This window comes from Halonotius pteroides, from assembly GCF_003605635.1.
Classification (GTDB): domain Archaea; phylum Halobacteriota; class Halobacteria; order Halobacteriales; family Haloferacaceae; genus Halonotius; species Halonotius pteroides.
This window is the reverse complement of record NZ_QMDW01000006.1, coordinates 37,399-58,143: the sequence shown is the minus strand read 5'-3', so window position 1 is coordinate 58,143 and position 20,745 is coordinate 37,399. Positions and strand designations below refer to the sequence as shown.

Annotated in this window: 25 protein-coding genes and 2 tRNA genes; 16 read left to right on the top strand and 11 right to left on the bottom strand. The window is 61.0% G+C overall.

Going from position 1 to position 20,745, the window contains the following annotated elements; genetic code table 11:
- The first annotated feature begins 109 nt into the window (after positions 1–109).
- The 4 genes from DP106_RS05555 to DP106_RS05540 all read left to right on the top strand — a co-directional run bounded on the left by DP106_RS05555 (position 110) and on the right by DP106_RS05540 (position 2,347).
- A tRNA-Lys gene (locus tag DP106_RS05555) sits at positions 110–183 on the top strand.
- A gap of 196 nt (positions 184–379) precedes the next feature.
- A complete protein-coding gene (locus DP106_RS05550) occupies positions 380–637 on the top strand; it encodes an AbrB/MazE/SpoVT family DNA-binding domain-containing protein (RefSeq protein ID WP_120083944.1) in 258 nt (85 codons plus the stop codon).
- On the top strand, positions 637–1,065 hold the full coding sequence (locus tag DP106_RS05545) for a type II toxin-antitoxin system VapC family toxin (RefSeq protein ID WP_120083943.1): 429 nt from the start codon (positions 637–639) through the stop codon (positions 1,063–1,065). Before DP106_RS05550 ends, DP106_RS05545 begins: the two co-directional genes overlap by 1 nt.
- Positions 1,066–1,177: 112 nt before the next feature.
- Positions 1,178–2,347, top strand: a complete 1,170-nt coding sequence (locus DP106_RS05540) for a 3-dehydroquinate synthase II (RefSeq protein WP_120084085.1) — start codon at positions 1,178–1,180, stop codon at positions 2,345–2,347.
- A 5-nt stretch (positions 2,348–2,352) separates the two neighbouring features.
- Here the strand turns inward: DP106_RS05540 and DP106_RS05535 are convergent, their stop codons facing one another.
- From DP106_RS05535 to gpmI, 3 genes are all read right to left on the bottom strand, one after another.
- A complete protein-coding gene (locus DP106_RS05535; RefSeq protein WP_120083942.1) occupies positions 2,353–2,826 on the bottom strand; it encodes a zinc ribbon domain-containing protein in 474 nt (157 codons plus the stop codon).
- Between the two features lie 24 nt (positions 2,827–2,850).
- Positions 2,851–3,579 carry a type I 3-dehydroquinate dehydratase gene (locus tag DP106_RS05530; protein WP_120083940.1) on the bottom strand — a complete coding sequence of 243 codons (729 nt, stop codon included), beginning with the start codon at positions 3,577–3,579 and terminating at the stop codon, positions 2,851–2,853.
- 70 nt (positions 3,580–3,649) lie between these two features.
- Complete coding sequence (gene gpmI / locus DP106_RS05525) at positions 3,650–5,170, bottom strand: 2,3-bisphosphoglycerate-independent phosphoglycerate mutase (protein WP_120083939.1); 1,521 nt, start codon at positions 5,168–5,170, stop codon at positions 3,650–3,652.
- A 210-nt stretch (positions 5,171–5,380) separates the two neighbouring features.
- Between gpmI and DP106_RS05520 the strand changes: the two genes are divergently transcribed.
- Positions 5,381–5,791 (top strand): hypothetical protein, encoded by a 411-nt coding sequence (locus DP106_RS05520; RefSeq protein ID WP_120083937.1) that lies wholly within the window; start codon positions 5,381–5,383, stop codon positions 5,789–5,791.
- Positions 5,792–5,809: 18 nt separating this feature from the next.
- On the opposite strand, the gene cobT is transcribed toward DP106_RS05520, so the two are convergent.
- Positions 5,810–6,874, bottom strand: coding sequence for a nicotinate-nucleotide--dimethylbenzimidazole phosphoribosyltransferase (cobT, locus tag DP106_RS05515; RefSeq protein WP_120083936.1), 1,065 nt, complete (start codon positions 6,872–6,874; stop codon positions 5,810–5,812).
- Positions 6,867–7,328: a hypothetical protein gene (locus DP106_RS05510; protein WP_120083935.1), complete on the bottom strand. Its 462-nt coding sequence runs from the start codon at positions 7,326–7,328 to the stop codon at positions 6,867–6,869. The genes cobT and DP106_RS05510 overlap by 8 nt, the downstream gene beginning before the upstream one ends.
- A 92-nt stretch (positions 7,329–7,420) precedes the next feature.
- Here DP106_RS05510 and DP106_RS05505 point away from each other — a divergent pair, with 92 nt between their 5' ends.
- Positions 7,421–8,563 (top strand): S1C family serine protease, encoded by a 1,143-nt coding sequence (locus tag DP106_RS05505; protein WP_120083934.1) that lies wholly within the window; start codon positions 7,421–7,423, stop codon positions 8,561–8,563.
- Here the strand turns inward: DP106_RS05505 and DP106_RS05500 are convergent, their stop codons facing one another.
- Positions 8,564–9,064: a bifunctional nuclease family protein gene (locus tag DP106_RS05500; protein ID WP_120083933.1), complete on the bottom strand. Its 501-nt coding sequence runs from the start codon at positions 9,062–9,064 to the stop codon at positions 8,564–8,566.
- A 121-nt stretch (positions 9,065–9,185) separates the two neighbouring features.
- Here DP106_RS05500 and DP106_RS05495 point away from each other — a divergent pair, with 121 nt between their 5' ends.
- From DP106_RS05495 to DP106_RS05475, 5 genes are all read left to right on the top strand, one after another.
- A complete protein-coding gene (locus tag DP106_RS05495; protein ID WP_120083931.1) occupies positions 9,186–10,880 on the top strand; it encodes a TraB/GumN family protein in 1,695 nt (564 codons plus the stop codon).
- A complete protein-coding gene (locus DP106_RS05490; RefSeq protein ID WP_394343451.1) occupies positions 10,862–11,524 on the top strand; it encodes a zinc metalloprotease in 663 nt (220 codons plus the stop codon). Before DP106_RS05495 ends, DP106_RS05490 begins: the two co-directional genes overlap by 19 nt.
- 51 nt (positions 11,525–11,575) lie before the next feature.
- Positions 11,576–12,571, top strand: a complete 996-nt coding sequence (gene purM / locus DP106_RS05485) for a phosphoribosylformylglycinamidine cyclo-ligase (protein ID WP_120083928.1) — start codon at positions 11,576–11,578, stop codon at positions 12,569–12,571.
- A gap of 245 nt (positions 12,572–12,816) precedes the next feature.
- Positions 12,817–13,890, top strand: coding sequence for a guanosine monophosphate reductase (locus tag DP106_RS05480; RefSeq protein WP_120083927.1), 1,074 nt, complete (start codon positions 12,817–12,819; stop codon positions 13,888–13,890).
- A 55-nt stretch (positions 13,891–13,945) separates the two neighbouring features.
- Positions 13,946–14,021, top strand: a tRNA-Lys gene (locus tag DP106_RS05475).
- 49 nt (positions 14,022–14,070) lie between these two features.
- Here the strand turns inward: DP106_RS05475 and DP106_RS05470 are convergent.
- Entirely contained in the window at positions 14,071–14,538 is a 468-nt protein-coding gene (locus DP106_RS05470) for a hypothetical protein (RefSeq protein WP_120083926.1), read from the bottom strand.
- A gap of 368 nt (positions 14,539–14,906) precedes the next feature.
- On the opposite strand from DP106_RS05470, the gene DP106_RS05465 reads away from it, so the two are divergent.
- Positions 14,907–15,311 (top strand): IMP dehydrogenase, encoded by a 405-nt coding sequence (locus DP106_RS05465; RefSeq protein ID WP_120083924.1) that lies wholly within the window; start codon positions 14,907–14,909, stop codon positions 15,309–15,311.
- A 21-nt stretch (positions 15,312–15,332) separates the two neighbouring features.
- On the opposite strand, the gene DP106_RS05460 is transcribed toward DP106_RS05465, so the two are convergent.
- Both DP106_RS05460 and DP106_RS05455 read right to left on the bottom strand, forming a co-directional pair.
- On the bottom strand, positions 15,333–15,632 hold the full coding sequence (locus DP106_RS05460; RefSeq protein WP_120083923.1) for a type II toxin-antitoxin system RelE family toxin: 300 nt from the start codon (positions 15,630–15,632) through the stop codon (positions 15,333–15,335).
- Positions 15,633–15,644: 12 nt separating this feature from the next.
- A complete protein-coding gene (locus DP106_RS05455) occupies positions 15,645–15,911 on the bottom strand; it encodes a ribbon-helix-helix domain-containing protein (protein ID WP_120083921.1) in 267 nt (88 codons plus the stop codon).
- A gap of 214 nt (positions 15,912–16,125) precedes the next feature.
- Between DP106_RS05455 and DP106_RS16060 the strand changes: the two genes are divergently transcribed.
- The 4 genes from DP106_RS16060 to DP106_RS05440 all read left to right on the top strand — a co-directional run bounded on the left by DP106_RS16060 (position 16,126) and on the right by DP106_RS05440 (position 19,207).
- On the top strand, positions 16,126–16,860 hold the full coding sequence (locus tag DP106_RS16060; protein ID WP_205738892.1) for a nucleotidyltransferase domain-containing protein: 735 nt from the start codon (positions 16,126–16,128) through the stop codon (positions 16,858–16,860).
- A gap of 213 nt (positions 16,861–17,073) precedes the next feature.
- Entirely contained in the window at positions 17,074–17,634 is a 561-nt protein-coding gene (locus tag DP106_RS15500; RefSeq protein ID WP_133305105.1) for a hypothetical protein, read from the top strand.
- Between the two features lie 30 nt (positions 17,635–17,664).
- Positions 17,665–18,030 (top strand): DUF4870 domain-containing protein, encoded by a 366-nt coding sequence (locus tag DP106_RS16535; RefSeq protein WP_120083920.1) that lies wholly within the window; start codon positions 17,665–17,667, stop codon positions 18,028–18,030.
- Between the two features lie 109 nt (positions 18,031–18,139).
- Positions 18,140–19,207 carry an mRNA surveillance protein pelota gene (locus tag DP106_RS05440; protein WP_120083919.1) on the top strand — a complete coding sequence of 356 codons (1,068 nt, stop codon included), beginning with the start codon at positions 18,140–18,142 and terminating at the stop codon, positions 19,205–19,207.
- 18 nt (positions 19,208–19,225) lie between these two features.
- On the opposite strand, the gene DP106_RS05435 is transcribed toward DP106_RS05440, so the two are convergent.
- Positions 19,226–20,224 carry an ornithine cyclodeaminase family protein gene (locus DP106_RS05435; protein ID WP_120083918.1) on the bottom strand — a complete coding sequence of 333 codons (999 nt, stop codon included), beginning with the start codon at positions 20,222–20,224 and terminating at the stop codon, positions 19,226–19,228.
- A gap of 52 nt (positions 20,225–20,276) precedes the next feature.
- Entirely contained in the window at positions 20,277–20,492 is a 216-nt protein-coding gene (locus DP106_RS05430) for a hypothetical protein (protein ID WP_120083917.1), read from the bottom strand.
- Positions 20,493–20,745: the final 253 nt, after the last annotated feature.

The following is a 20,745-nucleotide window of genomic DNA, read 5'->3' as shown; positions in this document are numbered from 1 at the left end:
CTGCCGGCAACCGGCTGTTACTGTCAAACGATTTGCTGGCGATCTGGCCCGCCGGCAGGCGTCCACGAAAGGAAACCTCTTTTAGAACGACACGGGTACGGAGCGGCGAGGGCTGGTAGCTCAGTTTGGCAGAGCGACGGACTCTTAATCCGTCGGTCGCGTGTTCGAATCGCGCTCAGCCCGCTTTTGTGACGAACAAACGTGAGGAGCAAAGCGGCTACCGATTTGGAGTTAGGTCGTTAGCGTCTGAGACGTTTGTTTGTAGCATGTAGCAACAGCTGGCTGTTCAGATGTATCCGTATTCTATGTGTTGATTCGTCTCTATAGTTCCTTCACATGCGGCGCAACATGTATACGAGCTGCGGAACTATTCCTGCGTATGGCCGTCGAGGAAACCAAAGTCAGCGATCGGGGGATGGTCACGATCCCCGCCGAACTTCGCCGCCGGCTCGACATTGAGGCTGGCGATAAACTACGGTGGGAGGCTGACGACGAGGGGAACCTCTCCGTCGAGGTCGTCAAACAGCGATACGGTGCGTTCGACGATTTCGAACCGGTAGCGATGGGCGGCGGTGGAACCGAGACACATGACGTTGCAGGCCATGAAGACGATCCGACGGTCACGGAGTCCCAGTAATGGCAGTCGCAGTCGTTGACACGGGTGTCCTCATCGGGATGGTCGATACTGATGATCAACACCACGATGGTGCGATGGAGATCGTCCGCGAGATCGACCACGGAACGCTGCCGACTGGTCGCGTGACGAATTACGTGCTCCTCGAAACGCTCAACTGGATTCATACCCGGAAACGCCATCAAAAGGCGGTTGATACGTATTCACGCCTCAACCAATCCGCCGGTTTCGAACTCGTTCACGCTGCACAGAAGGATTTCATCAACGCAATCGACCGCTTCAAAACGCGCGATGGGCTTGCCTTTGGTGACGCGACGATTGCAGCATATATGGATCGAGAAGGGATAGAGTACATCTATTCCTTTGACAATGATTTCGATAGCGTCGATGGGATCACTCGGCTTGATACCGCTGAGAATCCGTTTTCGTAGATCAGTCACCACATCACCTCTGTGGCTGTGTTCCGCTACCAGGCGGTATCTGTAGCTCCCCACGTCACCCGCTTCCGCCATGTTCAAGCCGACGCGCGGCGACAGCCCGGTAATGACACGCACCGTCTGGATCAAAGCCGACGACACCGTCGGCGACTGGGAGACCCGCAAACAACGGATCACGACCGCCATCGAGGCCGGCGTCGACTGGGTGCTCGTTGACGAGGCCGATGTCAACCGCGTCCGCGAACTCGGCGCGATCAACGTCGCTGCCTTCCGCTCGGATGCCGACATGCTCGACGAGGCCGAGCCGGCCGGCGAGGGCGCGGCTGCTGACGCCTACTTTGTCGGTAAGGACGGCGAGGGCGACGGCACCGTTGATCTCCCAGCTGATTTCGCCGGCTCCGCCGACCTCTCGACGCTCCGCCGCGGTCGCACCGGCCCGCAGGGCGCGTACGTTCGGATCTTCGATGACAACTACGAGGCCTTCGCCGAGGCCGCCGCCGAAGACGCCGACTACACCGCCGTCATCGGCGAGGATTGGACGATCATCCCGCTGGAAAACCTGATCGCCCGTATCGGCGAGGAGACCGATCTGCTGGCCGGCGTCACCACCGCCAAGGAGGCCCAAACCGCCTTCGAGACGCTGGAACTCGGCGCGGATGGCGTCCTGCTCGACACCGACAACCCCGATGAGATCCACAACACGGTCGAGGTTCGGGATGCCGCCGAGCGTGAAACGCTCGATCTCACGTACGGCGAGGTGCTTGATGTCGAACGCGCCGGGATGGCCGATCGGGTCTGTATCGACACGGGCAGTCTGATGGATCACGACGAGGGGATGCTTATCGGCTCGATGTCGCGTGGCCTCTTTTTTGTTCACGCCGAAACCGCCGAATCGCCCTATGTTGCCTCCCGGCCGTTCCGGGTCAACGCCGGCGCGGTACACGCCTATGTGCGGACGCCTGATGGCGGCACAAAATACCTCTCGGAGCTCAAAAGCGGCGACAAGGTGCAGGTCGTCGACACCGATGGCAACACCCGCGAGGCCATTGTCGGCCGCGTCAAAATCGAGAAGCGACCGATGTTTCGGGTGGAGTTGGATATCGACGGCGACCGCATCGAGACGCTGCTGCAGAACGCCGAGACGATCAAGGTTGCCACCGGCGAGGGCCGGAAAGCCGTCACCGATCTCGAAGCCGGTGACGAGATGCTACTGTACTACGAGGATGTCGCCCGGCACTTCGGCGAAGCCGTCGAAGAGAGCATTATCGAAAAATAAGTTCGCTACCGGCCGCGTTCGTCGGCGGTCGGCTCCGCAGGCGGTTCCTGTTCGGCTTCAGTGGTGAGCGGTTCCGTACACCACGTACAGAAGTCGAGATCGGCATCGGTCGGCTTGCCGCAGTGCGGACACGAGCGTGTTCCATCCTCGCTTGGCTCGTCGTCGCTGCCGATCCCGGCTGTCGATCGGCCGTCCAGATACGCCAGCAGCGTCGCATCGAAAACGCTGACGGCTGTGATAACGAAGATGGTCAGCCGCACCTCCATCGGGATAGCTCCGAAATCGAAGGGATCGAGCGTTGAGGGATCCGGCACGTAGTAGCTGAGCAGCAAGATTCCCGCCCCAAGCGTCACCGTCAGCCACAGCAGCGACCGTTTCCAGCGACGGAGATACGCGTGGCCGACCCCCGGGACGCCGATCACCGCGCCGGCGAGGGCGACAAGGGCGGTCACCAACACCCGTCGTCGTGCGCTGTCCATACCCCGGATTAGACCATGTCCGTGTTAAACGTCGTTGTTCGTCGGCGTCGCCAGCCTGTCGACTAACTCCCGGAGCGTCGCAAGCGGGTACTGCCCCGGGGCGGTCGCCTCGGCGGCTTCAACCGGCGCGTAGCCGATCGCTGAGCCGTAGCTCGGGGCGACCGCGCGGGTGTGTTGGCCGGCCGCGCCCATCCCCATCGTCGCCACCGTCTTGCCGGCTGCTGTTGCCGCGTGGGTCGCGGACAACAACGCAAGCGCGTCCCCGCGGTCGTGGGCCGTCGCAGCGAGTTTGCCGACTGTGCCGGCGTCGGCTGCGCGATCCAACAGCGCGATCAGCTCTTCGCGTGGCGGTGTTGCCTCAAAGTCATGGATCGAGGCGATCACGGGCACTCCCGCCTCGCGGGCACTCGTTTGCACCTGCTTGGCGGTCTCGGTATCGGCCGCAGCCACACTCCGATCAAGAGCGCGGCATTCGAGGTCGATCGCGGCGACGGCATCGTGTTCAAGCGCCGTCTCCAGTGTGCGAAGTCGCTCGGTCTCATCGCTCGCGCCACCGGCCTCCCACGCGGCGCGGTTGGTGGCGATAATCGGGAGCTCGCCGTCGTAGCCAGCCAGCTGATCGAGTGGGTCGTCGGCGAGATCGAGTCGGAACTCAACGGCGTCGGCGTGTGCGCGGGCCGCCGGCTCGTCGGCAAGGCTATCGGTCGAGGCGGCGAGAACAAACTCGTTAAAACTGAGCGCAAAATCGGGCATACAGGTGGATGCATGCCGGTCGGCAAAACCGTACCGTCTCTCAGGGCAGTCTGTGCTGCCGGCGGTGCTCTCAGGCGTCGTCAAGCAGTGAGTCGCCGGTCATCTCCTCGGGCGTCGGCAGTGCCATCAGCTTCAGCAGTGTCGGCGCGAGGTCACAGAGCGCGCCGCCGTCTCGTATCGTCTGCCCGCCATCGTCGCCATCCGGCGAGATGTAGATGACAGGCGCGGGGTTGAACGTGTGAGCGGTGTGGGGGTCGGCGTCGGTGCCCATGTCGTCGGCGTTGCCGTGGTCGGCCGTCACGATGAGATGGCCGCCAGCGGCCTGAATCGTCTCGGCAAGCCGGCCAAGCTGTTCGTCGACCGTCTCGACGGCGGTGATGGCGGCCTCGTAGTTGCCGGTGTGGCCGACCATATCCGGGTTGGCGTAGTTGACAACGAGCAGCTCGGGGTCGTCGGGCTCGATGTTGTCGATTGCGGTGTCGGTCACCCTCTCGGCGTGCATCTCGGGTTGGTGGTCGTAGGTCGGCACGTCGGGGCTTTTGATGATCTCGCGGCGCTCGCCGTCGAACTCGATCTCCCGGCCTCCGTTGAGGAAGTAGGTCACGTGGGGGTATTTTTCCGACTCGGCGAGTCGCAGCTGATCGAGGCCGGCGTCGGCGACGACCTCACCGAGGGTGTTCGCGGGCTGTTCCGGTGGGTAGGCGACATCGAGGCCGAACGTCTTGTCGTACTGGGTCATCGTCACCAGCTTGGTCTCCGGCGGGCTGGTCTCGACCGACCACTCCGGCTCGATGTCGGCGAGCGTCCGCACGAGTTGGCGGGCGCGGTCGGCCCGAAAGTTGACGAAGATGATCGCATCGCCGTCGGCCAGTGCCGGCTGGTCGGCCACCAGCGTCGGCTCGATGAACTCGTCGGTGTCGCCGCGGGCGTAGCTGTCCTCGACTGCCGCAACCGCTGTATCGGCCTCGTGGTCGGCCTCGCGGTTGACGATCGCATCGTAGGCGCGGTTCGTCCGCTCCCAGTTTTCGTCGCGATCCATCGCGTAGTAGCGGCCGGAGACGGTGGCGACACCGCCGGTGTCGTGATCGGCGGCCGTTTCGGCGATCGTTTCGAGATGGCCCGCGCCGGATTTCGGGGCTGTATCCCGGCCGTCGGTGAAGGCGTGGGTGACCGCCTCAACACCCCGGTCGGCGGCGAGTTCTATGAGTGCTTGGAAGTGGCTGATATCCGAGTGAACGCCGCCGTCGCTGACCAAGCCCAGCAGGTGTACCGCGCCGTCGTGATCGTCGGCGTAGCTGAGGGCATCGTTGAGGGCATCGTTGTCGCGGAAGCTGCCGTCGTCGATCGAGTCGACGATCCGCGTGTAGGCCTGTCTGACGACTCGGCCTGCGCCGATGTTGAGATGGCCAACCTCGCTGTTGCCCATCTGGCCCTCAGGGAGGCCGACGCGTCGGCCGTGGGTGCGGAGCGTGCCGAACGCGCCTGTCTCGCGCAGTCGGTCGAATGTCGGTGTCTCGGCCGCCTGCACCGCATCGCGGCCGTCGTGATCGCCGAGTCCCCAGCCGTCAAGTACGATGAGCGCGCCTCGCATGTGTCGGCGATCGCCCGCCGGGGTAATGACAGTTCCCTTTGTGTCGATGCCGGCGGCTGTCGTTTTCGCGCAATGATCCAGCAGTTCCGTGTATCGACGCCGAAGACGGCTGACTCGCCGTTTTCCACCCGTTCAGCCGTGCCGGTGGGTTTTTACTCCTAGCCTTCTCACATCAACCAATCGCCGCTGCTCGGGGGAGCACACCTGTCTATGAGTACCAGTCATGCCGACCGTTCGTCAGAACGCGCGGTCATCGATATCATCAACATTCTGAGCGTTGCGATCCTGCTGGTTATCACCTCCTCGACAGCCGCTGTCGTCGGTGCGGCGGTGTTTAGCGGTGAGTTTGACGACCGCGGCCTACAACAAAATCAGGCCGACGATGACACTCCTGATAGAGATGTCTCGGTCGATACCCAGTCGACTGCGGTCGGAACGACTGTCACATGGACAAACCCCGGTGACGCCGCCTACGTCGAGATCCGTGATACCGAGGGCAATCTCCTCGACACGCTGCAGGTCTCCGGCCAGGAGAAAACCGTCGATCAGGATCAGATCGAGGTCTATGCGATCTACGAGGACGGCACCGAGACACAGATTTACCAGACTGGCGGTGGCTGATCACCTCAACCACCACGCCTAAGCACTGTCGAGGCCGGCCTCAGCAAACGTCGCCATCTCGCTGTGCGCTCGGCAGGCCGCCCGGTAGGTACCGATCGCAACCGCCGCGCCGGTGCCCTCACCGAGCCCCATCTCGTAGTCGAGACAGGGCGAAACGTCGAGGGCAGCAAGCTGGATCGCATGGGCCGGCTCCGTCGACATGTGGGAGCCAAGCAGATACTTGTTAACTCCCTCGTTGATTTCGGCGGCTACGATGGCGGCTGCGCCTGTCACAACGCCATCGACGACGACCGGAATCCGTCGACTGGCAGCCGCAAGCGTCACCCCAACGAGCCCAGCGATCTCGAAGCCGCCGACACACCGAAGCACGTCGAGTGGGTCGTCGGTGGTGGGATCGGCCACCGCCAGTGCCCGCTCGATCGTTTCGATCTTTTGCTGTCGGGTTGTCTCGTCGATCCCGGTGCCGTGCCCCGTCACCTCCTCGACCGGGGTCTCTGTCAACGCGGCGGTGATCGCCGCGCTGGCGGTCGTGTTGCCGATCCCGAGATCGCCGAGGCCGATGACACCTGCCTCGGCGGCGTGCTCCTCGACGAGTGCCCGCCCGGCAGCGATCGCTTCGCGTGCTTGCGTGGTCGTCATTGCAGGCTCGACTGCCATGTTCGCGGTTCCGTCGGCGATATGCTGCTCGATGACACTCGCCGGCACGTCGCCGTCGACACCCATATCGACGATGTGGGTGGTGATATCGGTGGCCCCGGCCAGCGCGTTGATCGCGGCGTCGCCGCCGGCGACAGCGTCGACCATCGTGGCGGTCACCGATTTCGGGTAGGCACTGACGCCCTCGGCGGTGACGCCGTGGTCGGCCGCCAGCGTGAGGATCACCGCGGGATCGACACTTGGGGTCGGCGTCGCCTGCATGGCGGCGATGTCGACAGCCATCGATTCGAGGCGACCGAGACTGCCGGGCGGCTTGAGCAGTTCGGCCTGTCGATTTTGTGCGGTCTCGCGGGCCGATTCGTCCAGCGGTGGAATCGATACCGCGATCGGATCGGCATCCTCAGCCGATGTCGACCCGTTAGTCATCAAAATCCGGCAGATCGTCTGGAGCTTCGTACTCCGATTCCCAATCGATATACTCGTCGTACAGCACCTCACAGACCTGCTGGCCAAGCTCGGTCAGGCCGGCGTTGATCGCCGACACTGTCGCCCAGCTGTCGAGATCGGGGTGGAGATCGCGCTGTTTCCAATCTTCGGGGATACCGGGGGCATGGTAGCCGACCCGGTCGGCAAACCCGTCCCAGAAGAAATCGAAGGCCTGGAGCATCTCGATGTCGACGACGATCTCGAAGCCTGCGTCGTCGAGATCGGTGTCGGTGGCCCACAGCGTGAAGGCCTCGGCCCACGCGCCTTCCCGCAGAAACGTCTCGATTTCCTCGCGTCGGTAATCGGTGTCGCCGACGACCTCGGCGTCCTCGTACTCGTTTGGATCGACCGATTCAAGCGTCGGCGGCTCCGGCGGGTCGGCGGTGACTGGCATACCTCAGCTATACCGACGCGACGAATAAGTGTGGTCGTCGGCCCCGCGCCGGTGATCGGACTGTTTTTGCCGGCGGCGACACCTCCCGATGTATGGAACAGACGCGACGCGCGCTGTTGGCGTCGGTTGCGACGGGCGTGGCCGCGGGTGCCGGCTGTGCCGCGCCGCGAGGGACTAACAGCGAGGGCGGCGAGAGCCCCTACACCCGAGTGTACAACGAGGCACTGCCTGCTATCGTCGTCGTCCATACCGCCGAAAACGACCGCAAGGTGGGCCAAGGATCCGGGTTTGCGATCGATCCACGGACGATCGTCACGAATCACCACGTCGTCGACCCCGGCTCTGCGGTCACGGTTCGGCTGGCCGACGGTCAGTGGGCTGACGCCAGCGTTGTCGGCTCGGATCGACACAGCGATCTGGCGGTGCTTGAACTTGATTCCTCGGTGTCGGTGCCGGAGACGTTGTCATTCGTGGCTGCGCCGACGCCGGTCGGCGCTGAGGTCGTCGCCATCGGCGCGCCCTTCGGCCTCAGTGAGTCGCTGTCGCGGGGGATTGTCAGCGCCCGGGGCCGCTCCGTCCAAGGGCTTAGCCGGTTTTCGATCCCGGCGGCGATCCAGACCGACACCGAGATCAACTCCGGTTCCAGCGGCGGCCCGCTGGTTGATCTCGCGGGCGATGTTGCCGGCGTCGTCTTCGCCTCCCAGGGCGGCAATGTCGGCTTCGCGGTCTCAGCGGAGCTGGCAACCCGTGTCATCCCCGAACTCCGCTCGACAGGGAGCTACGATCACTCCTATCTCGGTGTGACGATCCTCACGGTCGAACCGCAGATCGCCGACGCCAACGGCCTCGACCGCCCGCGTGGCGTGTTGGTCGTCGAAACAACTGACGGCGGCCCCAGCGACGGGATCTTACAGCCGAGTATCACCGACAGCGGCGACGCGGACGCCGATGCTGACGACGGTGACACCGAAGAGCCGCCGGCAAACGGCACCGAGCCGACACCACCCTCGCCCGATGATCCAGCCCCGGAGCAACCGCAATCCGGCGCGCCGGCGATTCCGACCGGTGGCGACGTAATTTTGGCCATCGGCGGTAGCGAAATCAACAATACCGACGAGTTGAGCCGGGTACTCGCCTTGGAGACACGCCCCGGACAGACCGTCCCGATCCGAGTACTGCGAGATGGCAAAACGATTGTCGTTGACGTAACGCTCGGAACATTGCCGGACGCGTAGCTACTCCTCTGGGTCGTCCGAAAAGAGGTCATCCGGCACTAGTTCATCGTCGCGGTCAGGTTCCGGCTTTTCGACCTCGATCTCGTCTGGATCGCGCCCGGCAGCATCGAGAATCTCATCGGAGACTGTGATCGGACACTCGCTGCGGACGGCGAGGGCGATGGCATCGCTGGGGCGGGCATCGAAGGCGAACGTTTCCGGTTGGCCGTCGACATACCGCTCGGCGTCAACCTTGGCGTAGAAGGTGCCGTCGGCCAGCTCGTCGATCCGGACGCCGTCGATCGCGCCGCCGAACTCGGTGACCATCTCGACCAGCAGATCGTGGGTTAGCGGCCGCTCGAAGGGTTCGCCCGACAGCGAGTGGCGGATCGACTGTGCCTGATCACTGGTGATGAAGATCGGGAGGTACTCCTCGCGTGCGGTGAGGATGACGGCGGGGACGTTGGTTCCGTCGGGACCGACGCCCATTCCGATCCCCTCGACCGCTGCATCGTGTGACATACCCACTCTTTGGGTGGGACGTATGAATAGCTGTTCCCGCGGTGGCTCTACGTTCCGACTGTTGTGGTTGCCAAACGCTGACTCCGACACGAATAAACCCGCCGGTGGACAAACGCGGCCAATGAGCACGCCCGCGGATCGACCACCCGAGCCGACAGACGGCGAGGGGTCGGTATCGGTCATCGGGACCGCCCACGTCTCGAAGGCCAGCGTCGAGGAGGTCGAAGCCGCGATCGCCGACGAACAGCCGGATGTCGTCGCCGTCGAACTCGATGACGGCCGATATCGCCAACTGAAGGGCCAAGAGCCCGACGACCTCGAGGCCGGTGACCTGCTGCAGGGCAACACCGTGTTTCAGTTTCTCGCCTACTGGATGTTGTCGTACGTCCAAACCCGCCTTGGCGAGCAGTTCGATATCGATCCCGGCGCGGATATGCTGGCCGCCGTCGAAACCGCCGAGGAATACGGCATCGATGTCGCCCTCGTCGACCGCGACATCCAAGAGACGATCCAGCGGTTCTGGGCGCGGATGACGATCACCGAAAAGCTGCGGATGGTCGGCGGCCTCGCCTTCGGCGTCACCGACAGCCGCGTCGTCGGCGTGATGGTCGGCCTCATCGTTGGTTTGGTCGCCGGCCCTGCTCTCGCGCTTTTCGGTGGTGCGGTCGGCATCACCGAGGCGGTCTATCTTCGCGCTGCCGCAAGCGGCCTGCTCGGCCTCGCTGCTGCCCTCCTCATTGATCAACTCGCCGGCCTCGCGCTTGGTGCTGATCGCCGTTTAGTTGCCTCGCTTGGCGGTGGCTGGGCCGTTGCCTCCGTTGTCGCCGCCGCCGGGGTTGCCGACGCCGCTGTCGGCTCGCTGCTCGGCGGATTCGCCGTCACGATTATCGGCAGCCTGACCCTCGGCCTCGTCGGCGGGCTTGCCCTTGGGCTGGTCGCCGCTGTGGTGATCGGCCTGTTGGGCCCGAGTGGCCCAGCTCCTGAGGGCGGCATCGACGAGATGGAGATCGAGGAGCTGACCGACGCTGACGTGGTGACGGTGATGATGGAGGAGTTTCGGCAGTTCAGCCCTGGCGGCGCGGAGGCCCTGATCGACGAGCGCGACGCCTACATCGGCCACCAGTTGGTCGGGCTTCGGGATGCTGGCTACGACGTGTTGGCGGTCGTCGGCGCGGGTCACCGTGCGGGGATCGAGGGGTATCTCGACGATCCGGCCTCGTTGCCGCCGATGGACACGCTGGTCGGCGAGGAAACCGGCCGCGGGATCCCGTGGGGGAAGATCATCGGGATCGCCCTCTCGGTCGCGTTTGTGAGTTTCTTTGTGTTGTTGGCGATGGCGGGCGTCCAAAACGGGTTTCTGCTGCGTGTGTTCGGCGCGTGGTTCCTGATCAACGCCGTCTTCGCCGCTGGCTTTGCCAAGCTGGCTGGCGCGCGGTGGTTGTCGGCCGGCGTCGGCGGCGCGGTTGCGTGGATGACCTCAATCAACCCCGCCCTCGCGCCGGGCTGGTTCGCCGGCTACGTTGAGCTTCGGCATCTGACGGTCAATGTCGGCGACATCGGGACGCTCAACGATCTGCTGTCCGATGAGACGAAACCGATCGGCGAGATCCTCGGTGAGATGTTTGATGTCCCGTTGTTCAAGTTGATCATGGTCGTTGCCCTGACGAATGTCGGCAGCATCGTCGCCAGCGCGCTGTTTGTGAGCTACATCCTGCCCCTGCTTGGGGCCGAACTCGGTGGTGTCGATGGGATCTCACAGCTTATGCTCGATGGCGCGGCCAACAGCGCGGAGCTGATCTGGAGGACGATCACGTGAGCACCGCCTATCGGATCGGCGACTACGAGTTCAGTAGCCGTGAGGTGCGTGATCTGCTGGTCGCCTGGGCCGCCTTGGGGCTGGCCTTCACGATCTTTTTCCCCGGCGGCGGGCCGAACGTTCTTGCACTTGGGGCCGGCATCGTTGTGCTGCTCGGGGTGAGCCTGTTGACCGCCGGTGTCGCCTTCCTGCTGCACGAACTCGCCCACAAGGTCGTCGCCGTCAACTACGGCCAGATCGCGGAGTTTCGGGCCGACTACAACATGTTGTTTCTGGCGGTCATGAGCGCGCTGCTTGGATTCATTTTCGCCGCACCCGGTGCGGTACACCACCGCGGCTACCTCAACGAGCGTGAACACGGCCATATCGCCATCGCCGGCCCGGTGATGAACCTCGTGTTGGCGGCGGTCTTCCTCCCGGTGTATCTCGGTGGCATCGGGCTAAATCTGGGGCTGCTTGTCCTGCTTGGCCAACTCGGGATCATCGTCAACCTGTTTCTGGCGGCGTTCAATCTTGTGCCGTTCGGCCCGCTCGACGGGAAGACTGTCATCGCGTGGAGCAAACCGGTCTGGGGCGGAACGTTCCTGCTGAGTGCGGTGTTGACCTACATTGCGTGGACGACGCTCGACATCAGTATCATCTAAGCGACCCGCCGAATCACCGCGCTTTTGTGTTCGCTGCCCGCGCTGTGAGGTATGACTGACGACGCGGACGACGAACTCACCTACGCCGATACGGGCGTCGATATCGCAGCCAGCGAGTCGGCGACGGCCGCGCTGATCGACGCGGTCGGCGACAGCGACGGCGACTACGCCGGCTTACTCGACATCGGCGACCGATATCTCGCCTTAGCTACTGATGGCGTCGGCACGAAACTACTGGTCGCCGACGCCCTCGGCGACTACTCGACGGTCGGGATCGACTGCATTGCGATGAACGTCAACGACCTCGTTGCTGCTGGCGTCCGGCCAGTCGCCTTCGTCGACTATCTCGCTGTCGATGAGCCCGACGACGACTTCGCCGAACAGATCGGCGAGGGGCTGGCCGCCGGTGCCGACCAGGCCGATATCGAGCTCGTTGGCGGCGAAACCGCCGTGATGCCGGAGGTCGTCAAGGGCCTCGATCTCGCGGGTGCCTGTGTCGGCCTCGCCGACAAGGACGGCCTCTTCGACGGCGCGGCCGAGCCGGGCGACACGCTCGTCGGCTGGGAATCCTCCGGGATTCACTCCAACGGACTCACACTCGCGCGGACGGCGACGACCCGCGATCACGAGTACACCGACCCCTGTCCGTTCGACGGCTACGAGACCATCGGCGAGGCCTTGCTGGAGCCGACCCGTATTTATACCGAACTGTTGACACCGATGCGCGCCCACGGCGTTCGCGACGCGGCCCATATCACCGGCGGCGGCTGGGGGAACCTCCAGCGGCTCGGCGAGCATCGCTACGTCGTTGACGACCCCTTCGATGCGCAGCCGGTCTTTGACTTTGTCCAAGAGCAGGGCAACGTCTCCGACGCCGAGATGCACACGACGTTCAACATGGGTACCGGCTTTGTCGCGGCCGTCGCCGCCGACGAGACCGCCGCTGATCTCGCAGCCGCGACCGATGGCCGCGTGATCGGTCACGTCGAAGCGAGCGGTGACCACGACGCCGGGGCTGGTGTCTCGATTCGCGGCCTCAACCTTTAGAAATCGACCGCCAGCGCGTCACTCACAGGCTGAGGACTGTGTTGCTGGCGGCTAAAGGAGACCTGTTGCTCACGAACTGGAGACACACGTCACAAAACGGGGGTGGTTACACATGGAGTCCCGCAAGCGTGACGTGTGTTCCCTCAAGATAAACGCGCCAGCGATTAAATCGTTTGCGCTGCGGTAGTAGCATCCGAGACAAACAGGGTTAATACCGTGTCGCTCCTGTTTGACGAAGGTTACACATGGAGTTCCGCACCGGACTCTCGTACGGAGACGCATTGCTGGTTCCACAGCGATCAGCTGTGGATAGTCGAAGCGACATCGACCTCACCGCACAGTTGACGCCGTCGCTCTCGCTGGACATCCCCATCGTCAGCGCGGCGATGGACACCGTCACTGAAGCCGAGACGGCGACCGCACTGGCCGACCTCGGCGGACTGGGTGTTATCCACCGCTTCCTCTCGATAGAGGAACAGGCCGCGGCGGTCTACGAGGTCGTCGAGCAGGGTGGCCCCGTCGCCGCGGCGGTCGGCATCGACGAGGACTATCTCGACCGCACCGAGGCGATTCTGAACGCTGGCGGCGACGCGGTCGTGCTTGATGTCGCCCACGGCCACATGGAACGCGCACTCGACGCGGTCGCGGAAATCCGCGCGGAGTACGATCCGGAACTGATCGCCGGCAACGTCGTCACGCCTGATGCCGTCGAGGATCTCTATGATGCGGGCGCGGACTGCGTGAAAGTCGGCGTCGGGCCGGGCTCCCATTGCACGACCCGCGAGGTCGCTGGCGCGGGCTACCCACAACTGTCGGCGGTCGACGAGTGTGCCGACCGTGCCGACGAACTCGGGATCACGGTCATGGCCGACGGCGGGATTCAAAACTCCGGGGACGCCGCCAAGGCCCTGATGGCCGGCGCGGAGACGGTGATGATGGGTGGATTTTTCGCCGGCACCGACGAGGCACCGGGCCGCGTCGTCACACACAACGGCGAGCGGTTCAAACGCTCCCGCGGGATGGCCTCGACCGCGGCCAACGACGACCGCGAGGACAAGGAGATCGACGTTGATTCCGGTGAGGGCGTCGAGGCGTTGACGCCGTACAAAGGCCCGCTCGCGCCGCTGACCGAAGAGTTCATCGCCGGGATTCGCTCGGGGCTGAGCTACTGTGGCGGGCACACGATCCCGGCGGCCCGTGAGAAGGCGGTGTTTGTGAAGGTTTCCGACGGCGCGAAGGAACGTGAGAGTGCCCACGGCGTGCTCGTGGAGTCCGGTGTTGAGCAGGGACGCGCTGAGCAGGTCGCTGAGTCGGACTGATCCGCCGGCCGAAACAGCCAGCTTGAATAGTGTGCAACTGTTTCGATTCAGTGTTGGGCTGGTAGCTTAGGCAGGTTTAAAGCGTCTGGCTCTTAACCAGAAGATCGAGGATTCAAATTCCTCCCAGCCCGTCAACGGTATTGCAAACACATCGATATCAACGCCTTCCGTGGTGACCGGCTACTGTTCTCTGAGTGTCCCGCCAACGACAAGGGCGGCTCCGATGACAACGAGATTCTTTGCGATATACTGTCCCTCAAGGGTGAGACCGTACGGGAACGTGGCGAAGACAACATCCGGCAGCAGCACAACCGGGAGAAACGTGCCCACCATCTGGAGGAACAACAACAGGAGGCCGATTCGAATCAGCGGCCGATAGAGAAGACAGATCCCGATTGCAACCTCCCACACACCAAGAATCGGTACAAAGATCTCCGGTGGCATCCAGTAGACGGTGTTGGCAACGAGCTCAGCCGCGGGGCTGATACCCAGTGGTTTGAGCGCGCCAAACCAGATAAAGATGATCGCAACAGAACCACGCAACATGGGGATGCTCCATCGATCCATTAGCTCCGTGGCCCGTGTGTCAATAGCCGCAAACTGCTCTCTGTATGTCGTCAACGCGGTAGATTGAGTTTCTTCGGTCATGGTCTAAGCGGTCGTCGTACTGTAGCAGATTATACGTGCGTTTGCTGTATGAACTATCTGGTGTGATTCTACAAATCACCAGCCTAATTATGGTTGGTACCCAGCGACTGAATATATACGATTACTCATTATAAACCAATTAATAAGCCATCTTAACCGACTATCCGGGATGTGATCAGTTTTCACTATGGCGATGCAAAGTCGTTCTTATATGATATCTGATGAGATAGATCGTCCTCTCGCTGCCGCACGGAGTCGGTCAACAGTGCAGAGAGAACGCAAGCGTTGTCACTACCTACCTGAACGACCGATACACGAGCTGCGAGCAGAGCGGGGTCGGCCGCGCCGACGAACCGGGGGTTGCGGTCATGACCGACACGGAGGCAGTGATGATAGGCGGCTTTTTTGATACTGAGGAGACGCCGGGCCGCGTCGTCACACACAACGGCAAGCGGTTCAAACGCTCCCACGGGATGGCCTCGACCGCGGCCAACGACGACCGCGAAGACAAGGAGATCGATGTCGACTCCGGCGATGGCGTTGAGGCGTTGACGCCGTATAAATGCCCGCTCGCGCCGCTGACCGAGGAGTTCTGCGCTGGGATTCGCTCGGGGCTGAGCTACTGCAGCGGGCAGACGATCTCTGAGGCCCGCGAGAACGCGGTGTTCGTGAAACTCTCCGACGGCGCGAAGGATCGCGAGAGTGCTCACGGCGTGCTCGTGGAGTCTGGTGTGTCGCAGTCGGGTATCGAGCAGGTCGCCGAGTCGGACTAAGATACTGGGTGGTCGTGTGGGTTAGCTATCGTCGCGCCACGAACCCCACACTTCCCGATAGTTTCCGAGTTCGCGGTACTCGTGTTTTCGCTCGAACACATCGATACCGTACAGCGTTTCGTTGTCTTTGTCCCAGTCGACCAGCATCTGGAAGTCGCCGACACGCAGCTTGTAGCCCGGATGATTCTTCAGACCGTCGAGGAAATGATCGGGAAAATCAGCGATGTCACCGAGTTTTCTGATGACGCGCTGGGCGTCTTCTTTTTCTAGATCCTCGAGAGTTTCATCGAGCGTCTCAGCGTAGACGATATCGTGAGCCACCTGTCGGCCCTCTCAATCGTCTACGTCGTACTTCTCTTTCATTTCCTCGTGGGTCATCGTGCGGCCGGCTGCCACGTCGGCATACCCCTGGGCGATCCCCTCTTTTGCGCCAGGTGTCAGGATCGGCTCGGTCGTATCGCGCAGTACCTCGCGTACGAACTCCGAGCGATTCGTGTAGTTCAGTTCGCCGGCCAGTTCGTCGATCTCCTCAAGCAGCGGCTCTGGAACTTTGACGTTGAGTTTCACCATCTCGTTGTCTTCGGGCGTCTCCGTGTTCATATCTTCGTGGTACTCAGGTGGTACTATTAGATGTGTCGCCAGCGCGAGCGACGCTACGCGACATCGGGCAGTTCAGACTGCTATTTTGCTCGGCGAGCAGGTCGTTGAGTCGAACCAACGACTGATTCGACCGCCACTGGCAGATTCGATGCAGTGATGTTCTCCTGCTACTCGCGTGGAAGCATACAAACGCATACAACAGATATATTCGAATATGCCGGTAGAGTTCGACGAGTACAAACAGGCTCGGGAGGCAGTCGAAGCACTGCCAATCGATCCGGGGTCGAACGCCTACAGGATCCTCTCGTTTCTCGCCCAACACCCTGAACTCGGATTCAAGCCAGCGGAAATCGGCGCGGAAACCGAGGTGCCGCGTGGGAGCCTCAATCCGACACTCTCACGACTGGAGGAACAGGGGCTCGTCGAACACGAGCCACCATACTGGTCTGTCGGCGACGACGACCGCGTCGCCGCTGTTGGTGCCACAATGCTCAGCATGGAAGCGTTCGAGGATGGATACGCCGAGGACGATTTCACCGGCTGGGCCGATTCCGATGTCGATCCGCGAAAATCCGGTTCGCCTACTGATCCGATTGCGAGAATTCCACAGTCGGAATACCGCTCGCCAGTCCAGGCTGTCCGCGACCGACTCATCGACGCCATCGGCGACGACGCAGGTATTGTGCTGTTCGGCAGCGTTGCCCGCGGCGAGGCCGACCGTGCCAGCGATCTCGATATCTTCGTTGTCGTTGACGACGAGCGCATGGCCGCCCAGCGCGCCGCCCACGCTATCGAGGACGAAATGGCCGACGAGCGGTTCGACGGCGACCGCTACGAACCGCATATCGTCGTCGAAACGCGAGACTCAGCGGTGTCACATGATCGAATCGAGCAGGTATTCGATGAGTGGGATTACGCTCAACGAGGCCGAGATTCTAAAGGCGATTAGGCAGCGGGTCGGTAGCGATGGGGCTCAATGATGTTGTGGATGCCGCTAAGGGTTGAATGACGCTGATCAATTTAACATAGGTGAATTGTGTTGGTCGTTACGCGACAGTACCAACCTTGGACGGTGCAACAAATAGCCATATAAAAACAATATGTTTTAAATATAATTAATATTTAGAAACACTTAAATGTTAGAAAAATATAATGTACTGACATGGTGAAATCACGCCGTCACCTGTTAAGAGTCCTAAGCGGTGTTGGTGCTGGAACTCTCGCAATTAATAATGTTGCAGCAACACAGGAATCAGGATCAACTGGAACAGATGAATTCACGACTGATAATAACAAGACTCCTGACTGGTACAAAATCGGATCGGAAGACGAAGTAAAACATAATCCCCAATCCTCCATAATTAGAAAGGAGTCGGATCAAATATCAACACAACAACAAGAAGGCGTTTGTTTAGGAACACAATATTCTGCTTTTGGATATTCAATTGGCATAAATGTTTGTCACTATGGAGGTTGTAATTTTGAACTCGAAGGGTGCTACCTTGCTTGTGCCAGCGGTGTGCTATATGATTGTGAAGAAAAAATTCAAATATCAGTTGGTGACTCCACCATTCCAATTGATGCCACATTCGAGGGTTATATATTTAATCAAGATCGGTTAGTTTTTATAATTGAAGGAGAGATATGCTGGTATGACCCTTCTAAAGGGAAAGAATGTAAAAATGTGGAAACATATCTCGATTTTCCTCCTGAACTTAGATAATTTTTAACATATCCGACCATAGAAATAAATATGTTGTTCGACAAAAAGCATACGTTAGGAATTATTGTTCATTTGATTGGGTTCTTTTTTTCTTTTATATGCTCTGGTATTATATATATTCTATCTGATAACGAATTCAACAAAGAGAACTCGAAAAAATCGTTCAATTGGCAACTATCTTTTTTTATTATATGGAATTTATTTGCATCTCTTGTGTTTTTTCCAGTTTATATTTTTAATTCTTCAAACGACCTAATTGTTCTGACATTTATATTGCTTGGAGGTGGTGGTATGATTTTATTTGGTCTTATCAGTATTATTTTCTGTGTATTAGCTACAATAAAGTCATATGGGGGTGAAAGATGGGATTATCCACTTGCATATGGTTTTATATAAATTATTTATGAATAATAGTGCATTTTCAAAATAAATCAAAATATTTTCCCACTGTTAATATTGAACTCCAGAACACAAGCGTTGTTACCGCGCCCCCTGAACACTCGCTATGCGAATTTCGAGTCGCGGACAGGGCGAGGCCGGCCGCGAGCGGCTGACGCTCACGCCCGAAACCGTCGACGATCTCTGGCATCTTTCCTACGTCCTCGAACCGGGCGATCTCGTCTCCGGCGACACCACCCGGCGCATCCAGCGGGACGACGACCAGATGCGCGACACCGGCGGCCAGCGCGAACACCTCTCGGTGACCATCGAGATCTCGGACGTGGAGTTCGCCCGCTTCGCCAACCGCCTGCGCGTCGGCGGCGAGATCACGGGCTGCTCACGCGAAGACCAGCTCGGCCACCACCACACGCTCAACGTTGAGGCCCACGACGAACTCACCATCGAAAAGCAGTTCAAACCCGACCAGATCGAGCGCATCGAGGAGGCCGAAGCGGCCGCCGACAGCCCGGATGTCGCCATCGCCACCGTCAAGGAGGGCGAGGCCTACATCCACCTCGTCAAGGAGTACGGCGTCGACGAGTACGCCTCATTCACCAAACCCACTGGCAAGGGCGAATACTCCCGGCCGCGCGACGAACTCTTCGCCGAGTTGGGCGACGCCCTCAGCCACCTCGATACCGACGCGATCATCCTCGCCGGCCCCGGCTTCACGAAGCAGGATGCCCGCGACTACATCGAGGAGGAGTACCGCAACCTCGCCGATCTGATCACCGTCGTCGACACCTCCAGCGCGGGCGGCCGGGGCGTCCACGAAGTCCTGAAACGCGGCGCGGTCGAGGAGGTACAGGACGAGACCCGGATCGCCCGCGAGGCCGAGACCATCGACGAGTTGATGGAGCGGATCGCCGACGGCGCGAAGGCGGCCTACGGGATCGACGAAGTCCAGAAGGCCGCCGACTTCGGCGCGGTCGCAGAACTGCTGATCCTCGACGACCGCCTGCGGGACGAACGACAGGGCGACGGCGACTGGGCCCTCGACATCAACGACGTGATCGAAACCGTCGAACAGCAGGGTGGTGAGATCACCGTTTTCTCGTCGGATTTCCAGCCCGGCCAACAGCTCGATAGTTTCGGTGGGATTGCTGCCCTATTGCGGTATCGATTGCAGTAACGACCCTGTTCCCGCGATTTATTTTCCTGTCAGCGCGTCGCTGGCCGGCGCGAACTCGATCGTCGAGCCGAGGCCCTGCTCGCGGGCACGTTCGTAGAGCATGCCCGCCGCGGCCACCGTCTCGATGGCCGTCCCGCCGCTGTCGAAGACGGTGATTTCGTCGTCGCTCGTCCGACCCGCCGCGTTGTCGGCGACAACATCGCCGAGTTCGGCGTGGATATGGCTCTCGTCGACGACGCCTCCGTCGACTGCGTGGAGAAACGAGCCAGCGTCCTGTGTGGCGCGATCACGGAGATCTGGTACGTAGGTGCTCCGCTCGATGGTTGTGGTATCGAGTTCACGTTTGTCTGGGTTGTATTGGCCCATCGCGGTGACGTGTGTCCCAGGGGCCAGTTGGTCGCCATCGAAAACTGGATCGCTGGCACTCGTCGCCGTGATCACGATATCGGCATCGGCAACAGCGGCCATACTTGACTCAACAGCGGTGACATCGACGCCGAGTGTTTCGGTCATTCCCTCGGCAAACGCCTCACGGTTTGCCGCTGTCGGCGAGTACACCTCAACAGCAGTCAGCTCCTGCACTGTCGCTGTTGCGCGAAGTTGTCCGCGGGCCTGTGCCCCGGAACCGATAACGCCTACCCTTGTTGCGTTCTCTCTGGCAAGCACATCGATACCAACGGCACCGATCGCGCCGGTTTTGAACGGGTTCATGCTCGCGCCGTCCAACAGGGCCAGTGGTTCGCCGCTGTCAGCATCAAACAGCGGCGTCATGAACCATGCGTCGCCCGCACCGAAGCCGGCACTGTAGGTGTAGCCACCCATGTAGCCGTCCTCAGGAAGGATCGCGGTGTAGCTCGTCAACATGCCTGTCGGGTCGTCGGCAAATAGCGCGGTACGAGGGTCAGCCGGCGCGCCGTCGCCGCGTTGGCGATACCCGTCAGCAACGCGGTCAACGTAGTCGGCCGGTGTTGCCAATCCCGAAATATCGTCACTGGTGAGAAACAGCGTTTCCGTCACGCGCTCATCTCAGCACTGCCCGGTCAAAAAGAGTCACGGGCTAGTTGTGGGGCTATTCTGTGTTAACTCGCTGGGACGTGTCGGCGGACTCCGCTGTCGGGTGAGTCGGCACGTTGATGAACAGTGCGTGGCCGATGATGAGCGCGGCAACGCCAGCTCCGGCCGGGATCGCGGCGGTGAGCTCAAGCCCGGCGAGCGTGAGGAGGGCGGTGAGGCCGACCAACACCAGCGGAATCACGCCGAGTACGTAGTCGTAGTACTGTACCATAGCTACCTTATACTACGGCGAAATCACTAATAAATTTTCCCGTGGTTTGTTCGTGACTTCTACGTGGCCACACCGAACTTCAACATAACTTATGTTGATCCTACGGCTCACGACCGTGCGGAAGCTTCGATCGCTCACACCACAGCGTTTATGCGATTCTTTCCGAAACAGACACCTACTAGCATGTTCGGCCCTCCCACCTCCGAGCGTCCAGTATCGCCGCCGTTGCTGGCAACTACCCTCGTGTCGACAG

Coding starts and splice junctions, on each gene's coding strand:
- DP106_RS05550 (WP_120083944.1), top strand. CDS start 380: ATGGCCGTCGAGGAAACCAAAGTCAGCGATCGGGGGATGGTCACGATC.
- DP106_RS05545 (WP_120083943.1), top strand. CDS start 637: ATGGCAGTCGCAGTCGTTGACACGGGTGTCCTCATCGGGATGGTCGAT.
- DP106_RS05540 (WP_120084085.1), top strand. CDS start 1,178: ATGACACGCACCGTCTGGATCAAAGCCGACGACACCGTCGGCGACTGG.
- DP106_RS05535 (WP_120083942.1), bottom strand. CDS start 2,826: ATGGACAGCGCACGACGACGGGTGTTGGTGACCGCCCTTGTCGCCCTC.
- DP106_RS05530 (WP_120083940.1), bottom strand. CDS start 3,579: ATGCCCGATTTTGCGCTCAGTTTTAACGAGTTTGTTCTCGCCGCCTCG.
- gpmI (WP_120083939.1), bottom strand. CDS start 5,170: ATGCGAGGCGCGCTCATCGTACTTGACGGCTGGGGACTCGGCGATCAC.
- DP106_RS05520 (WP_120083937.1), top strand. CDS start 5,381: ATGAGTACCAGTCATGCCGACCGTTCGTCAGAACGCGCGGTCATCGAT.
- cobT (WP_120083936.1), bottom strand. CDS start 6,874: ATGACTAACGGGTCGACATCGGCTGAGGATGCCGATCCGATCGCGGTA.
- DP106_RS05510 (WP_120083935.1), bottom strand. CDS start 7,328: ATGCCAGTCACCGCCGACCCGCCGGAGCCGCCGACGCTTGAATCGGTC.
- DP106_RS05505 (WP_120083934.1), top strand. CDS start 7,421: ATGGAACAGACGCGACGCGCGCTGTTGGCGTCGGTTGCGACGGGCGTG.
- DP106_RS05500 (WP_120083933.1), bottom strand. CDS start 9,064: ATGTCACACGATGCAGCGGTCGAGGGGATCGGAATGGGCGTCGGTCCC.
- DP106_RS05495 (WP_120083931.1), top strand. CDS start 9,186: ATGAGCACGCCCGCGGATCGACCACCCGAGCCGACAGACGGCGAGGGG.
- purM (WP_120083928.1), top strand. CDS start 11,576: ATGACTGACGACGCGGACGACGAACTCACCTACGCCGATACGGGCGTC.
- DP106_RS05480 (WP_120083927.1), top strand. CDS start 12,817: ATGGAGTTCCGCACCGGACTCTCGTACGGAGACGCATTGCTGGTTCCA.
- DP106_RS05470 (WP_120083926.1), bottom strand. CDS start 14,538: ATGACCGAAGAAACTCAATCTACCGCGTTGACGACATACAGAGAGCAG.
- DP106_RS05465 (WP_120083924.1), top strand. CDS start 14,907: ATGACCGACACGGAGGCAGTGATGATAGGCGGCTTTTTTGATACTGAG.
- DP106_RS05455 (WP_120083921.1), bottom strand. CDS start 15,911: ATGAACACGGAGACGCCCGAAGACAACGAGATGGTGAAACTCAACGTC.
- DP106_RS16060 (WP_205738892.1), top strand. CDS start 16,126: ATGCCGGTAGAGTTCGACGAGTACAAACAGGCTCGGGAGGCAGTCGAA.
- DP106_RS15500 (WP_133305105.1), top strand. CDS start 17,074: ATGGTGAAATCACGCCGTCACCTGTTAAGAGTCCTAAGCGGTGTTGGT.
- DP106_RS16535 (WP_120083920.1), top strand. CDS start 17,665: ATGTTGTTCGACAAAAAGCATACGTTAGGAATTATTGTTCATTTGATT.
- DP106_RS05440 (WP_120083919.1), top strand. CDS start 18,140: ATGCGAATTTCGAGTCGCGGACAGGGCGAGGCCGGCCGCGAGCGGCTG.
- DP106_RS05430 (WP_120083917.1), bottom strand. CDS start 20,492: ATGGTACAGTACTACGACTACGTACTCGGCGTGATTCCGCTGGTGTTG.